The sequence below is a fragment of the Bacillus sp. 1780r2a1 genome, assembly GCA_024134725.1.
GTDB lineage: Bacteria > Bacillota > Bacilli > Bacillales > Bacillaceae_H > Priestia > Priestia aryabhattai_A.
This window is the reverse complement of the sequence record CP099863.1, coordinates 2,614,793-2,628,792: the sequence shown is the minus strand read 5'-3', so window position 1 is coordinate 2,628,792 and position 14,000 is coordinate 2,614,793. Positions and strand designations below refer to the sequence as shown.

The following is a 14,000-nucleotide window of genomic DNA, read 5'->3' as shown; positions in this document are numbered from 1 at the left end:
GAAAGAGGTGAAAGCTGCTTCTATTTAAGTTGCAGCAAGCAAAATGGCAAAGTCAAAGAAAAAAGGAAAAACAGGAGCTCAAAAAAAGCAGTCTGCAAATTCTAAATGGTTGTTTTGGACAATTGGAATTGTGAGCGTCGCTGTTTTAGCGTTTATTATCTTTGGTAATATCAATAAAGGCAGTGAACAAGCTGATATTAGTTACGAAAATCAACCATTTTTGGGGAAAGAAAATGCACCAGTTGAAGTAATTGAATTTGGTGATTATAAATGTCCTCATTGTAAAGAGTTCAACAACACGTTCTTTCAATTGATTGATCAAGATTACATTCAAACAGGCAAAGTGAAGTTTTACTTTATGAACTATGCCTTTATTAACGTAGACTCAACTCGTTCGGCTCAGTTTGCTGAAACGGTTTACAAAGAGCTAGGCAATGATACATTCTGGAAGTTCCATAAGTTGCTTTACGAGAAGCAACCTGATTCAGCAGGTGCTGAAACGCAGGATATTTTTACAGATCAATTTTTACAAGATACCCTTAGTGAGGTAGCAAATGAGGAAGATGTGCAAAAAGTAGTGAAAGCTTATGAAAACGAAGAGTTTAAAGAAGCGTTCCGAAAAGACATGTCTTATGCCAAAAAACTAAACGTTTCTGGAACACCAGCTCTTTTTGTAGATGGAAAGCCGTTTGAAGGATCAACTGCTGAAGACTTTGATAAGATGGTTAAAGAAGCAGCTGAGAAGAAGGGACAAGAATGAAAAAAACGTTAATAGGAAGCTGGATTGTTGCAATTGTTGCAACTCTTGGCAGCTTATCGTTTAGTGAATTATTTAATTTTATTCCATGTACATTTTGCTGGTATCAGCGAATTTTAATGTATCCACTTGTGCTCATTTTAGGCGTAGCTGTATATGAACAAAATGACAGAATTTGTAAATACGTACTGCCTTTTTCAGTGGTAGGTATGCTTGTATCAGGCTATCACTATGCATTACAGAAAATACCTGCATTACAAGCGTTTGAAACATGCACAAGCGGTATACCTTGCTCAGGTCAGTATATTAATTGGCTTGGTTTTATTACAATACCATTCTTAGCATTTGTCGCGTTTACAATCATTACAGTTTTAATGGTAATGTTAAAAAGACAAAAATAAGTAAGAGACCCTAAGTTGTTAGCTTAGGGTCTCTTACTTATTTTTAAATAAAATATGTTCTAAATAAACACATTATACATTAACTAAAGGTACTGTCCTTACAAAGAAGAGGCTTGTTTAATAGAAAGAAATCTTGAAAAGAGAAATCGGACAGCAGGTCCTACAATAAGAATCTGTGCTGGGTAGGCGATCATTATATTTTTTGAAAAAATTGTAAAGAAACTAGTTAGTACATGTTGATTTGTCAGAGAACCAGCGATAGATGCATGAATAAGTCCATAGATTGACATGAAAAACACCATTCCTATTACCATGCAAGTAGATAAAGTTAAGATCATATAAAGTTTCTTCTCTTTCTTAAAAGGTAGCGAAAAGACAACTTTGTGAGCTATAGGACCTACTATTATTAATTCAAGTGCAAGAGCAATAATAAAAATAATTATCATTTCTTTTAGCATTTGCAGCGGGGTTAGCACGTCCAGCATTCCACTTAGCATGAAATTATACGTTGTCATAATAAACACCATACCTAGGCACATCATCATCCCAAAATAAACTTCCTGTTTTTTTGTTGTTGGCATATTATAATCCTCCTTTTGAATTCTTTGTTAAGTATAGAGATTTCAAAATTCCTTCGTAAGTGAACATTGTGTGAACTTTTTAATGTGTGTATCCCTTTGTAAGAGAGAAGTCTCTATATATACAGCAGTAGAGCATTAAAGGGGGAAAGATAAAATGACGGATTGGCTTTCTTTAATTTCAGACGTTGGCTTTCCGGTTGTAGTGACGTTATATTTGCTACATCGGATTGAAGCAAAGCTTGATATGGTTGTAACGTCAATTCAAAAGTTACCGTATGAGCTAAGGCAGCGGGAAAATAAATCAACTTAAAAGTGGAGAAATATCCATGTGTTAGTAAAATAGAGGAAAAAAGCTTTTTGCATTTATGGACATGTTATACTTGGTCTAGCTGTTAAGATAAAAAGTGGAGGGATTCAAGTAATGAACATATACCCTGACATCGCAACAAGCTATGGAGCAGATTTAATAGCATGTGAAAACCAATTTGAAGCAAGCTATTATTATCATGAAGTGAGAGAGCAGTGCTTACAAAAGTTAAAAGAAATCAGCAAGTTAGTTGATGAATTTGACTTGGACTTTTCACCAGACAGTTTAAAGATAATTGAACTTCTATATTATGATGTAGAAGAGCAGCATTCTTTTTCATTTTTTAATCTGACCAAAGAAGAGTTTGAACGTTGTTTAGGCGTTTATTTAGGAGAAGTTGTAGTCAGAAATATTGAAAAAGCTCGCTGGGTTGTTCGTGGATATCCTCTTGACTCTACCAAGTTTGTAATGGGAATTGAAAAAGGAAAGTTTGCGTTAATGCTTCCCTATGGATATCGCGAGCATAAGGAGCGTTACCCTCGCTTTCGATTTACTCTTTATCGAGACTTTTTACAATTTAAGAACCGTAACTAATTCTGAAAAATAATGTAGCTGAACATAAAATCATTAATTATAGATTGGATAAAGAGAAAGAAAAGCCGAGAACATTTTCTCGGCTTTTTTCATGAATATGGATGGAGAAATGGTATAATTAGGTGGATATCTCGTTTTGGGGAGGTGATCGGGAATGGTAAACAGCTGTTTACCTGCTTCTGTTCGTACTCATGCAAAGCCTACAAATGGAAAGGCGATACTTTGCATGGGGATAAACGCTTGATTAAGTCGCCCATTGCTTAGTTCACTTCATTTAATAGGCTTTGCCACCTTATTTATAGTAAAGAATAAGGAGCGAGCGGAAATGAAATATGTGAACGCAACGACGGTTTTACCTACTGAGCTAGTTAAAGAACTTCAGAAATATGTTCAAGGAGAAACAATTTATGTGCCAAGTACAACCCGAAAAGAATGGGGAGCGTGCTCAGGTACGCGAGAGTGGACGAAAAAACGAAATTGTGACATTAAAACAGCATTTCAAGAAGGCCATACAATATATGAACTAGCAGAGCAATACTTTTTATCTGTTGAAACAATTAAAAAGATTGTCTATAAAAAGTAGTTATGAAGGCGCTCATCAAATGATGAGTGCTTTTATGTATATCTTTTTTTAGAACTGTTTTTGCCATGTTAGCAAAGTGACTTGAGCATATAATAAGAAGTAGAATAAAAGAAAGGCTTGATTTAATATGGAAGCATTTATTAATCATCATCAATACAACCTTATACGTGAGCAAGTAAAGTTAATCTCTGACAGTTATGCGAAATCTAATAGTCACGACGTAACAAGTGCTATTAAAGCACTTGCCGCTGAGCGAGTGTTTAATCAATTTGAAGAGCTAACACCGTTGCAAAAAGATATCTTGTCACCTATTTCAATGTTGTCAGACAGTAAGGAAGGCGAGCTGCTGCTCAATCACTTAAGTTCGCTGATCATTCCTTTTCCACAAATGAGCGAAACAACAATTAAAAAGCTATTTAAAAAAATAAAAAAATTAAAGGTGCCTGCTACAATTAAAGACAATCTAAACTTCTGCTCCTATATTGGGTGGAATGATTATGGAGCCAATAAAAAATATCTTATCGTAGAACATCATGGAAAGTTAATTGGAGTTGCGGGTGAATTTAACCGTATTCAGGATAAAGGTGTATGTACCATTTGTCATCGTATTTCTGATGTAGGGTTATTTATGAACCAGAAAAAAGCAAGCTCAGACGGCACGTTTACAAAGCGTGGAAACTATATTTGCCAAGATAGTGAATGGTGTAATAATCACTTAACAAATCGAGATAAGTTAACTGAATTTATTGAGTGGTTATATTAAAAAGCGAGGAGTAAATCCTCGCTTTTTATTGACCAATTTTTATAGGAATATAAATCTTTATTACAATATCGTTATCTACGTTAAAGTGTGTAGATGTATCAACTATTTCTAAAGTCGGTCCAGGAATTGCTTGATATCCTGATTGAGAGAGCCAATTTTTTTGAATCATTTCGTAAGTTTTATCAAGGCTTTTAAATGTTCCTTTGTGCTCATATTGTATATATGTATAAGCGGGAAACGTGTGAACATTCATTCCTTTTGGGATAGTGGTTGAATCGTTTACTTCTATACCAGCGATATAAAAGTAGTCATTTTCACATGGAGGGAGACAAATCCCTGTCATGATATAATCATGCGTTCGATGAGGAATGGTACTTTGATTCTGTTCCATCTGCTCCCAAAGAGCTCTTACTATCTCGTCATCTCTTTTATTGAGTTTAGATCTTTTTTGAGCAACACCAACTACTGAAAATCCTTCTTTATAAACGATTTGACCTTGCATAATCCACCTCGTATGTAATGGGATAAAGTGAAGCTTATCGTGATTTTAACATACAATGAGGCATTGGAAAACAGATAAAAAAAGGTGAAAGAATTCTTCTTTACATAAAATGTAATAAATGTGTATAGGACATAATTGGCTCTCGTATATATTCAATAATGTCTATTCTTCATTGATGAATCGAATATAAAGGAGCGAACGCTATGATTAGTTTATTCAAAAGCCGAATTCAAATGTCTGCTACCCAAACTACGAACTCTTTATCGATTCCGTTTAACACTGAGACAACAGTTTTAACACTAGCTGTGCCTACAACCATTCCTCAGCAGCCCAAAAAAATCGATGGAATTGTAGGAGTAGAAGCGAATATTCCACTGGGACTAACAAGCTATGAGTATGGTGTGACGATGCGCTTGTATCGAAATGGTCAACAGCTAATGAGCCAAAACCTACGCCAAGGTGCAGCTGCGGTATTAACGCTGGGATTCATTCAAAATAATACTATCCCTTTTTCATGGGTAGATCAAAATGCTGTTCAAGGAACGAATACGTATACCGTGACGCTTCAATTCTTTACACGTTCAACAAGCGGAGTGACCATTCAAACAAATACAAGAAGCCTAAACGTTATCTCCTAGCTCAGCAAAGTTCGAAGTGATAGTTAAACCAATAATCCTCTTGAATGTTGCGAGTATTAGAAGCAAGGATATGCTCTTTTCCTTCCTCATCTAGTGCTAACCAGTTATAGTTAATGTCCATTTTAATAGAGTAAAAATGTCCTTCTTTAAACAAAATGACGGGAGGGGTTACTTCTACATAATCATTTAGTTTCTTAACAACGTCTTGTTTACAACGAATAAGTTCCATAAAATCGTTTCTCCTTTATCCATATGTATAGCATATTCTTTGCATTATCGCACGCACTCTCTTTACAATAAGAGAAGCAAGGTTATTTTAACATATTTAAAAAAAGAATCAGAATGAAAAGGAGCGAGACAAATGAATGAACAAATTATCTTTGCCAAAAGACCAGCTGGAATGCCAGAAGCAGATACATTTCAATTTGAAGAAATTCCTATGCCAGAAGCAAAAGAAGGAGAGGTAGTTGTTCAAACTCTTTATTTGTCAGTGGATCCTTATATGCGCGGACGAATGAATGACCAAAAGTCTTACGTACCCCCATTTCAAGTTGGTGAACCTTTTGTCGGTGGAATTGTTGGACGAGTTATTCAAACAAAGTCAAGCTCATATAAGCAAGGGGATATTGTAACAGGGTTACTACCATGGCAGCGTTATACGGTCGTGTTAGATGATCATATACAAAAAATAGACCCTGAACTGGCTCCGGTTTCAACGGCACTAGGAGTATTAGGGATGCCAGGTCTAACTGCTTATTTCGGACTTTTAGATATTGGTCAGCCAAAAGCTGGCGAAACGGTAGTTGTTTCCGGCGCAGCAGGAGCAGTTGGAATGATTGTAGGTCAAATCGCAAAAATAAAAGGCGCACGCGTAGTTGGAATTGCAGGTGCTGAAGAAAAAATTGCTTATTTAAAAGGCGAACTTGGCTTTGATGCAGTTATTAACTACAAAACAGATAACGTAAAAGAGGCTTTAAAAGAAGCATGTCCAAACGGAGTAGACGTATATTTTGAGAACGTTGGTGGCGAAATTTCAGATGTGGTTGCAGGGCTTCTAAATAAGCATGCACGTATCCCACTATGTGGACAAATTTCTCTTTATAATTTAGAAAAACCGGATGTTGGTCCTCGTATTCAAACACAGCTTTTAATTAACAGTGCTTTAATGAAAGGGTTTATTGTGGCTGATTACGCAGATCGCTTTCAAGAGGGAATTCAACAGTTAGGGGAATGGGTGCAGCAAGGAAAGCTCAAGTATCGTGAAAATATTGTAGAAGGATTTGAAAACGTTCCAGAAGCATTTTTAGGATTGTTTAGTGGTGCAAACCTAGGAAAGCAGCTTGTAAAAGTAGCCGAGTAACGGCTTATATTAAAAACCCAGCCTTTATACGGGACTGACCCCGTAAAGTGAGACAAATAAAAAACACCTTTAAGTTGAAAACTGGGTATGTAGTACCTAACCATCACTTGGAGGTGTTTTTTCTATGGGAACAAGAGTCAGTTATCCAGTCGAACTAAAGTTAAAGGCAATTGAAATGAGATTAGCCGGTGTACCTGTAAAAGAAGTCTTATCACAACTAAACATTCGAAATCCTACCCAATTAAAAACGTGGATGAAGTGGTATCAAACTGGGAATGTACACCGGTTGGAACAGCCAGTAGGCAAGCAATATGCCTATGGAAAAGGTCCTGATTTTGAAAGCGAGACAGCGAAGTTAGAGGCTGAGAACCGACAGTTAAAGCAACAAATCGAGATTTTAAAAAAGTACAAGGAATTGGAAAGGAAGTGGTACCAGAAATCGCAGTGAACCTAGTGGAAGAGTTAAAAGAACAAATCCCTATTTATCAAATCTGTTTCCATCTTGGTATTCCCCGATCCACTTACTACCGTTGGAAGCAGCATAGTCAACAGGATACACGAAAGAAATGGATGGAACAGCAAGTGGGTGAACAATGTCGTGCACACAAGTTTCGATATGGCTATCGAAAAATCACAGCTGTACTCAAGCGAACCATGAAGATTAACCACAAGTTTGTGCAGCGTACCATGCAGAAATACGGTTGGCAATGTCGTGTTAAACGAAAGAAACGGCAGCGAACAGGGCAACCTTATCAGGTTGCAGAGAATGTATTAAATCGTGACTTTCAAGCTGAACGCCCTCTCCAAAAGCTCGTGACCGATATTACGTACTTGCCTTTTGGGCCGAAACCATTGTATCTTTCAAGTATTCAAGATTTATTTAACGGAGAGATTATTGCGTATTCCATAGGTGATTGTCAAAATGTCGCGTTTGTTTTAGACACGCTTAACCAACTCCCTTCTCTACCGGAAGGGTGCACGTTGCATAGTGATCAAGGCTCTGTGTACACATCGTATGCTTATCAACAAACAATTAAAGAGAAAGGCATTATCATGAGTATGTCCCGAAAAGGGACGCCCGCAGATAATGCCTCAATTGAATCGTTTCATTCCTCACTAAAGTCTGAAACGTTCTACCTTGACGAGTTGACATACACTACGACTACCATCGTAGAGCAAACCGTCAAAAGCTATATTACGTATTATAACCATGCCCGTATTCAAACAAAATTAAACAACCAGTCTCCTGTACAATACAGAAAACTGGTTGTTTAAAAGGTGTTTTGATTCCTGTCTCAAAAACAGGGGTCAGTCCCATACAAAGCTGGGTTTTTGTTAAAGAACAGACACCGTTTGCTGTTCCTCTGTACTTTCTTGTTTGTGATTACGCTCAATAGCTGAGCGTTTATGGTAACGACCAAGTAACCCTGTCATAATGAAAATTGCTAATAGAGAATAAAGCACCTGAATGACTCCAAATACGGCAGTTGCTGATCCGACAATAAAAAGATCCGTAATAAGCATCGTTTTTCCAGGATTCACTCCAAACCTTTTGTCTAAAAAAACGCAAAGCATATTAATACCACCAAGTGAAGAGCCGTTTCGGAACAAAATAATAAGCCCAATTCCAATGATAATACCTGCTGTAATTGCAGAGAGTAGTGGATGAGGTAGCTGAAATGACAACATGCTTGCAAGAATATCTGACATAATAGACATTAAGCTAACGCTTATGAAGCTTCGGATTGTAAACTGCAAACCAATTTGAGTAATGGCCATGAAATAAAATGGTAGGTTAATAATAAAGAAAAGCATGCCAAATGAAATGTTACTTAATTGTTCAAGTACAATCCCCAATCCTGCTGTTCCGCCAATAACGAGGCTTGAAGCAGTTAAAAATTGAATGCCAGCTGCAACGAAAAAGCATCCAACTGTAATCCATACCCATTGTTTCACCCTGTTCATTTTTACTACCCCTTTGTATATAAATTAATTTTTTTGTATATAAATTCTCATTTTCCGATATCACAAGTCTTATTGTACTACAAAAAAAACGCTTTGTATCTATAATTGTAAGAGATTCTAACACAATTATAAAAAGTAAGATAATTTAAATTAGTTTAACTTTTCTGTGTATAATTGGAATCTTAGAATGAATATAAAATGTATATTTGGAAAATAGAAAAGGTGAGCAGAAATTTGTGTAAAGCGTTTCCTAGTTGGTAAAATAAAAGCGTAGTGTATTAGCTAAAAGAAGAAAAGAGGCAGCATGAAGATGAATCATTCCGTTGATGTAACACAATTAAAGACAATGAAGCAAACATTAACAAGATTTATGATGGCTTATAAGTTTGCTTTAGATGAAATGAGCACGAAAATCAATGTATTAAAACAAGAATTTGAATATGTACATGATTACAATCCAATTGAACATATTAAAACCCGTTTAAAATCGCCCGAAAGCATTCTAAAAAAAGTGTATCGAAAGAACGGAGAGTTATCTTTAGATTGGATTAAAGAAAATTTAAAAGATATTGCAGGCATTCGAGTAACGTGTTCTTTTATCTCTGATATATATAAGCTTCGCGATATGATTCAAAGTCAAAAAGATATTAAAATCGTTGAATGTAAGGATTACATAGAAAACCCAAAAACAAATGGATATCAAAGCCTGCATCTTATTATCGAAATCCCGGTCTTTATGTCCGATAGGCAAGAAAATGTATTTATCGAGCTTCAAATCCGTTCTATTGCTATGGACTTCTGGGCCAGCCTTGAACATAAAATTTACTATAAATATAATAAAAAGGTTCCAAAGCAGCTGATAGATGAATTAAAAGAAGCGGCAGTTACAGCAGCAGAATTAGATCGTAAAATGGAAAAGCTTCATGAAGAAATCAATTACTTAAAGCTTGTAGATGGTGAACAAGAAGAAGCAAATGAGCTTGAGATTAATCACGTCAAATTTCCTTTACCAGAAGAATTACTAAAGCTTGTAATAAACAATAAAAAAGAAGGTTGAACGCATTCAACCTTCTTTTTAGAAAATGATGATAAACTCATGAATAAGTAATAATAGCAAGAAGAGAGTTACAATGAGGTGTTGGTTATCGGGAACAAGATTTTTTCTAATTGGGGGCAGTAGTTTACTGGTTTTACTATAAAGTTGCTCATATTCATGTTTTGTTACTCGGTGAGCACCTAAGATGTACGGAAACCACCAAGTAAAGATGTGAGAAATAAATAAGATAATAGTAATAATAAAAGCTAGCTTAGTGGTAAAAGGTGAGTTGATGTACAGACAGCATCCAATGACTAAAAGAGGGAGATATTGATAGAACAGTTCGCTTTTGCGATGGACGGACGTTTTCTTTTGAAGATCGTTAAACGGATATAAAGGACATAAGTTTTTAATTAGTAGATAGATGAAAAATAAGGCAACCACTAATAAGTTCCATGCATGTAAAGAGATCATTGAGCTCACTCCTATGATGTTAGCTTATTATATATATACGATTTTCAGTAGTAAACATTCTGAATAAAGCATGGTTTAATTTATGGTAAAAAGCCACGTTAGCGCATGACAGCGCCAGCGTGGCTTTTTATAATGTTGTTTCTTTTGAATTTAGCTTCTTCCATTCATGCTGAAGAAGTCCATAAATCACAAGGTCATGGTAATGGTCATATAAATACTCTCCATCACGGCAAATACCTTCTTCGGTAAAGCCTAATCGTGTGGGAACGGCACGGCTTTTGTAGTTATCAACGCCACAGCGAATTTCGACACGGTGAAGTTTCAGCGTATCAAAGGCATAAGTAAGGCAACCTTGTACAGCTCTAGTCATAATGCCTTTTCCTTGAAATTGTTCACCAATCCAATAGCCGAGGCTCGTGCTTTTATTCCCCCAGTTAATTGCATGAAATCCAACCATGCCAGCAATTTCATCATAGTAGCGAATAATTGCTTGAAAACCTTGATTGTTATAATATTGAGTTCGCCATTCGGGAATTAAATCGTCATAGTCGGAGATGCTTCTCATGCTGTCAACCCAGGGTAACCACTCTCGCAGGTAAGGTCGTGATTCATTTACAAGAGATAAAAGTGGAAATGCATCACTTGGCTCAATTAACTGTAAACTAATCTCATTATCAATTTTATACTCGAACATAAAACAACCTCCGAAATCAATAAGAATAGGCTATAGATATAGTTTCATCATAGCATATTTATAAACTATTTTTTTGAATTTTTATATGGTTCAGAATGATTTTTAAGACATAAAAAGTTAAATAAATGGTAAGAATTATCCTACATGAAAACAAGACAGTGCTATAATAAGAAAGTATGAACTACTAATAAGGCTGCATTTTGTAATTTAGAAGGTGACAAGATGGACGTACAATTATTACTGACAGTATTTGCATTAGGATTTTTAGGCTCATTTTTAGCGGGTATGCTTGGCATTGGAGGCTCAGTTATTTTATATCCAGTTTTACTTTTTGTACCACCTCTTATTGGAGTAGGGGCATTTACAGCGCATGAGGTAGCGGGAATCGGAGCAGTACAGTCTTTATTTGCATCAATTTCTGGAACGCTTGCCTATAAAAAAGGCGGCTTTTTACATAAATCACTTATCATTTATATGGGAACGAGCGTATTGCTTGGAAGCCTCATCGGTTCAACTCTGTCTAATTCATTTTCAGAAGATGTCATTAATTTAATTTATGGAGTAATGGCTACGATTGCAGCAATCCTTATGTTTGCACCTAAGGGGCCAACAAAAGGAGAGTACGAAATGGACGTCTGGTTTTCAAAAAAACTAGCTGTCCCACTTTCTCTATCCGTAGGTATATGTGGAGGGATTGTGGGAGCAGGTGGTGCTTTTCTGCTTGTTCCAATTATGATTACCATATTAAAAATACCAGTAAGAGTGACAATTGCTAGTTCGTTAGCAGTAACCTTTTTATCTTCCATTGGGACAACCTTCGGAAAAGTGGCTACGGGACAAGTTTTATTACTACCTGCACTGATGATTATTGGTGCAAGCTTATTAGCAGCGCCAGTCGGAGCTTTTGTTGGTCAAAAGACAAAAGTGAGTTCGCTCCAAGTCGTTTTAGCGATAGTTATTACCGCAACTTCGTTAAAAATTTGGTTTGATTTACTTAAAAAATCAATTTCTCTTCATTGAATAAAAAAAGATAGCGTCATTTATACGCTATCTTTTTTATGTGGTTTCTGATGAAATAAGATGTGCTACTAAGATGTAGCGTTCTGGCGCAGAGCCTATAAAGTTAAAAGGGTAGCAAGTGCTGACCGTTAGTGTGGCTCGGGGCTTAGGAACAATTACCGTACGGTCATCGGCATCGACAATTCGCACTTTATTAACTCGGTAGGTAAATGAACCAGCCGCTGTATGAACTAATAACAAGTCTCCTTCACCCACTTCACCTAGTTTTCGAAAGACAGTATCACGGTGGCCCGACAACACGGAATTATCGCTTTCTCCAGGCAACACGCTGTCTGCAAAATGACCAACGCCTTTTTCTAGCTCATCTTCGTTAGTACCATGATAAATGGGAAGAGTGGCATTTAGCTTAGGAATTTCTAGTTCACCCATCAAGTCTCCTATTTTAGGCTGTGAAGGATAGGATGCATCGCTTTTTTTTATTTGCTTTACTGAATTACTGCTTTCTTTCGTTAGAGGCTGTTCTGTTTTTGCTTCAGTTGGCTCTGTTACTTGCGGTTCAACAGCTCCTGTTTTATAAGCAAAGTATCCTTTGGCAAATTTATAAGCGTTAGTAGTTGTGAACCATAGGCCAAAACAAAGCACTCCTACAGTAATGGAAAGAAAAATCAATCGCTTTTTGCGACTGATTTTTCCTTTTGAACTTCTTGGTTTCATGTTATGCTCGTCTCACTTTACGATATGCAACAAATGCTAACAGAACAATAGATGCTCCAATTAAAGTGTTTAATAAATAGTTTGAAGCTGTATTTGGTAAGCGAGCCCCTTTAACAGTCTTCTTTACTTCAGCTTTTTTTACTTCTGTTTTTTGAGTCTTTTCTTTAACAGGTGCTTGTTTTACAACGTTATTTACGTTTTGAGCAGATTTTTCAATGCTCTTTCCTGTATTTGCAACCGTATCTGAATCAACCATTTCCCCTGTGATAATCATATCAGCTAAAAATTTGCCGTCAGCTGTATATAGGTTAATCTTTAAGCTAGCATTTTTTAGTTCTTTCATATTCATTAAATCGAATAAAGAAAGCGGCTTTTCAGTTCCATCTTGAATCAACGTATAAGTTGCTTTCATTTTAAAGATAGAAAGCATTTCGTTGTAAATTGACATTAATTCCGCAATTTGATCAGAAGTTAGTTCGGTTGTTGTATCAAAATCTTCAAAAGCTGCTAGACGCTCAGCAAGTGCCATTAAGCGATTTAACGTTTCTTCATTTGCAAGCTCATCTTCAATTGACATTAAGTGGTCGTTAATACGCTCTAACTCTTCACGCGTTAACCCAAACTCGTCTTCTAACATTTGTAAAGCGGATTCAAAATCGTCAGTGCTAATTTCGTCCGTATATTCTTCATCATCAGCGTAGTCGAATTCATCTTCTAAATAGAAGAAAACTGTTTGATCTAAATCATCAACAAATACATAGTCATTTAAATCTTCACCATTTTCTTCTAATAGTGATTGAAGCGATTTTTGATTTAAGTCATAGTTTTCATAGATAAAGCTTAAATTACTTAAGTCACTCTTAATGACTTCACCTAAAAACTCTTTTAATTCTTCCACTGTATCAAAGTTTGATAATTCCTCATCATAAAGTGAAAGTGAAAACTCGATATCTTCTTTGGAAACATCAAATCCACGAGTAGTGCTTGCAGTTGTTAAGTAGTTCTTCAAGTCTGCTTCAAACGTCTTGGATTGAGCAGCAAACGATACACCAGGAAAACTACTAACCATCAGTAATAAAGCCAATAAAATTGAAACACCTTTTTTCATCTCGTATTCTCCTTTTTATGTAGTCTAGAAGATTATAATTTATGAGTAATATTTTTACAATACTAGATATTAAAGTTTTTATATGGAAAAAAATAACTTACGCACGGGAAGTTAATGTATTAAAAAAACAGCTCACCTCTTTTCTATTAAAAAAGAGGTGAGCTGTCTTTATTCGTAAATGTTACCGCTCTCTATTTAAGGTAGCTAAAAAAGGGGAGAAAAAGAGCGTATGTAGTGATATTCGTTACCGTTACGTTTTAAGGCTTTAGTAATGAAAGGGTTGAAAAATGAGAACGAGGCTTTGTAAGCTCAATTTTTATCCCTTTTAGTTTTAAACGCTCAACGAACTGTTTGCGCTTTTGACGTTTTTCTTTTGGGGAACGATCCATTGTTTACCTCAACCTCCATTTAGTTAGGTACATCTCAATATACTCATCATACCAAAAAAATGCATATATACAATAAACATTGCAAGATATTCACAAAGATTTAAAATATGAAAC

19 protein-coding genes are annotated in these 14,000 nt (G+C 36.0%); 11 read left to right on the top strand and 8 right to left on the bottom strand.

Annotated features, from left to right (window positions below; all coding sequences use genetic code 11):
• Positions 1-43 precede the first annotated feature (43 nt).
• Positions 44-760, top strand: coding sequence for a DsbA family protein (locus NIZ91_13185; GenBank protein USY53708.1), 717 nt, complete (start codon positions 44-46; stop codon positions 758-760).
• Complete coding sequence (locus tag NIZ91_13180) at positions 757-1,158, top strand: disulfide oxidoreductase (GenBank protein USY53707.1); 402 nt, start codon at positions 757-759, stop codon at positions 1,156-1,158. Before NIZ91_13185 ends, NIZ91_13180 begins: the two co-directional genes overlap by 4 nt.
• Before the next feature lie 98 nt (positions 1,159-1,256).
• Here the strand turns inward: NIZ91_13180 and NIZ91_13175 are convergent, their stop codons facing one another.
• Positions 1,257-1,739 (bottom strand): DUF2798 domain-containing protein, encoded by a 483-nt coding sequence (locus NIZ91_13175; protein USY53706.1) that lies wholly within the window; start codon positions 1,737-1,739, stop codon positions 1,257-1,259.
• 154 nt (positions 1,740-1,893) lie between these two features.
• On the opposite strand from NIZ91_13175, the gene NIZ91_13170 reads away from it, so the two are divergent.
• From NIZ91_13170 to NIZ91_13155, 4 genes are all read left to right on the top strand, one after another.
• On the top strand, positions 1,894-2,049 hold the full coding sequence (locus NIZ91_13170; protein USY53705.1) for a YvrJ family protein: 156 nt from the start codon (positions 1,894-1,896) through the stop codon (positions 2,047-2,049).
• A gap of 111 nt (positions 2,050-2,160) precedes the next feature.
• Positions 2,161-2,640: a hypothetical protein gene (locus NIZ91_13165; protein ID USY53704.1), complete on the top strand. Its 480-nt coding sequence runs from the start codon at positions 2,161-2,163 to the stop codon at positions 2,638-2,640.
• Positions 2,641-2,965: 325 nt separating this feature from the next.
• On the top strand, positions 2,966-3,223 hold the full coding sequence (locus NIZ91_13160) for a CD3324 family protein (GenBank protein USY53703.1): 258 nt from the start codon (positions 2,966-2,968) through the stop codon (positions 3,221-3,223).
• A gap of 127 nt (positions 3,224-3,350) precedes the next feature.
• A complete protein-coding gene (locus NIZ91_13155) occupies positions 3,351-3,986 on the top strand; it encodes a FusB/FusC family EF-G-binding protein (protein ID USY53702.1) in 636 nt (211 codons plus the stop codon).
• Between the two features lie 25 nt (positions 3,987-4,011).
• Here the strand turns inward: NIZ91_13155 and NIZ91_13150 are convergent, their stop codons facing one another.
• On the bottom strand, positions 4,012-4,488 hold the full coding sequence (locus tag NIZ91_13150; GenBank protein USY53701.1) for a GyrI-like domain-containing protein: 477 nt from the start codon (positions 4,486-4,488) through the stop codon (positions 4,012-4,014).
• 203 nt (positions 4,489-4,691) lie between these two features.
• Here NIZ91_13150 and NIZ91_13145 point away from each other — a divergent pair, with 203 nt between their 5' ends.
• Entirely contained in the window at positions 4,692-5,126 is a 435-nt protein-coding gene (locus NIZ91_13145) for a hypothetical protein (protein ID USY53700.1), read from the top strand.
• 1 nt (position 5,127) lies between these two features.
• Here the strand turns inward: NIZ91_13145 and NIZ91_13140 are convergent, their stop codons facing one another.
• Positions 5,128-5,355, bottom strand: a complete 228-nt coding sequence (locus tag NIZ91_13140; protein USY53699.1) for a hypothetical protein — start codon at positions 5,353-5,355, stop codon at positions 5,128-5,130.
• 132 nt (positions 5,356-5,487) lie between these two features.
• Between NIZ91_13140 and NIZ91_13135 the strand changes: the two genes are divergently transcribed.
• Together NIZ91_13135 and NIZ91_13130 are read left to right on the top strand one after the other, a co-directional pair.
• Complete coding sequence (locus NIZ91_13135) at positions 5,488-6,486, top strand: NADP-dependent oxidoreductase (protein ID USY53698.1); 999 nt, start codon at positions 5,488-5,490, stop codon at positions 6,484-6,486.
• 124 nt (positions 6,487-6,610) lie between these two features.
• A protein-coding gene (locus tag NIZ91_13130) for an IS3 family transposase (protein ID USY53697.1) occupies positions 6,611-7,761 on the top strand; the annotation gives its coding sequence in 2 pieces (ribosomal slippage) (positions 6,611-6,884 and positions 6,884-7,761; 1,152 coding nt in all).
• Between the two features lie 60 nt (positions 7,762-7,821).
• Here the strand turns inward: NIZ91_13130 and NIZ91_13125 are convergent.
• Positions 7,822-8,451, bottom strand: a complete 630-nt coding sequence (locus NIZ91_13125) for a YitT family protein (protein USY53696.1) — start codon at positions 8,449-8,451, stop codon at positions 7,822-7,824.
• Positions 8,452-8,755: 304 nt separating this feature from the next.
• Here NIZ91_13125 and NIZ91_13120 point away from each other — a divergent pair, with 304 nt between their 5' ends.
• A complete protein-coding gene (locus NIZ91_13120; protein USY53695.1) occupies positions 8,756-9,508 on the top strand; it encodes a GTP pyrophosphokinase family protein in 753 nt (250 codons plus the stop codon).
• Positions 9,509-9,526: 18 nt separating this feature from the next.
• On the opposite strand, the gene NIZ91_13115 is transcribed toward NIZ91_13120, so the two are convergent.
• Positions 9,527-9,961: a hypothetical protein gene (locus NIZ91_13115; GenBank protein USY53694.1), complete on the bottom strand. Its 435-nt coding sequence runs from the start codon at positions 9,959-9,961 to the stop codon at positions 9,527-9,529.
• Between the two features lie 127 nt (positions 9,962-10,088).
• Positions 10,089-10,655: a GNAT family N-acetyltransferase gene (locus NIZ91_13110; GenBank protein ID USY53693.1), complete on the bottom strand. Its 567-nt coding sequence runs from the start codon at positions 10,653-10,655 to the stop codon at positions 10,089-10,091.
• A gap of 222 nt (positions 10,656-10,877) precedes the next feature.
• Between NIZ91_13110 and NIZ91_13105 the strand changes: the two genes are divergently transcribed.
• Entirely contained in the window at positions 10,878-11,675 is a 798-nt protein-coding gene (locus tag NIZ91_13105) for a sulfite exporter TauE/SafE family protein (protein ID USY53692.1), read from the top strand.
• Between the two features lie 36 nt (positions 11,676-11,711).
• Here the strand turns inward: NIZ91_13105 and NIZ91_13100 are convergent, their stop codons facing one another.
• On the bottom strand, positions 11,712-12,389 hold the full coding sequence (locus NIZ91_13100) for a class D sortase (GenBank protein ID USY53691.1): 678 nt from the start codon (positions 12,387-12,389) through the stop codon (positions 11,712-11,714).
• 1 nt (position 12,390) lies between these two features.
• Complete coding sequence (locus NIZ91_13095; protein ID USY53690.1) at positions 12,391-13,497, bottom strand: processed acidic surface protein; 1,107 nt, start codon at positions 13,495-13,497, stop codon at positions 12,391-12,393.
• Positions 13,498-14,000: the final 503 nt, after the last annotated feature.

Coding starts and splice junctions, on each gene's coding strand:
- NIZ91_13185 (USY53708.1), top strand. CDS start 44: ATGGCAAAGTCAAAGAAAAAAGGAAAAACAGGAGCTCAAAAAAAGCAG.
- NIZ91_13180 (USY53707.1), top strand. CDS start 757: ATGAAAAAAACGTTAATAGGAAGCTGGATTGTTGCAATTGTTGCAACT.
- NIZ91_13175 (USY53706.1), bottom strand. CDS start 1,739: ATGCCAACAACAAAAAAACAGGAAGTTTATTTTGGGATGATGATGTGC.
- NIZ91_13170 (USY53705.1), top strand. CDS start 1,894: ATGACGGATTGGCTTTCTTTAATTTCAGACGTTGGCTTTCCGGTTGTA.
- NIZ91_13165 (USY53704.1), top strand. CDS start 2,161: ATGAACATATACCCTGACATCGCAACAAGCTATGGAGCAGATTTAATA.
- NIZ91_13160 (USY53703.1), top strand. CDS start 2,966: ATGAAATATGTGAACGCAACGACGGTTTTACCTACTGAGCTAGTTAAA.
- NIZ91_13155 (USY53702.1), top strand. CDS start 3,351: ATGGAAGCATTTATTAATCATCATCAATACAACCTTATACGTGAGCAA.
- NIZ91_13150 (USY53701.1), bottom strand. CDS start 4,488: ATGCAAGGTCAAATCGTTTATAAAGAAGGATTTTCAGTAGTTGGTGTT.
- NIZ91_13145 (USY53700.1), top strand. CDS start 4,692: ATGATTAGTTTATTCAAAAGCCGAATTCAAATGTCTGCTACCCAAACT.
- NIZ91_13140 (USY53699.1), bottom strand. CDS start 5,355: ATGGAACTTATTCGTTGTAAACAAGACGTTGTTAAGAAACTAAATGAT.
- NIZ91_13135 (USY53698.1), top strand. CDS start 5,488: ATGAATGAACAAATTATCTTTGCCAAAAGACCAGCTGGAATGCCAGAA.
- NIZ91_13125 (USY53696.1), bottom strand. CDS start 8,451: ATGAACAGGGTGAAACAATGGGTATGGATTACAGTTGGATGCTTTTTC.
- NIZ91_13120 (USY53695.1), top strand. CDS start 8,756: ATGAAGATGAATCATTCCGTTGATGTAACACAATTAAAGACAATGAAG.
- NIZ91_13115 (USY53694.1), bottom strand. CDS start 9,961: ATGATCTCTTTACATGCATGGAACTTATTAGTGGTTGCCTTATTTTTC.
- NIZ91_13110 (USY53693.1), bottom strand. CDS start 10,655: ATGTTCGAGTATAAAATTGATAATGAGATTAGTTTACAGTTAATTGAG.
- NIZ91_13105 (USY53692.1), top strand. CDS start 10,878: ATGGACGTACAATTATTACTGACAGTATTTGCATTAGGATTTTTAGGC.
- NIZ91_13100 (USY53691.1), bottom strand. CDS start 12,389: ATGAAACCAAGAAGTTCAAAAGGAAAAATCAGTCGCAAAAAGCGATTG.
- NIZ91_13095 (USY53690.1), bottom strand. CDS start 13,497: ATGAAAAAAGGTGTTTCAATTTTATTGGCTTTATTACTGATGGTTAGT.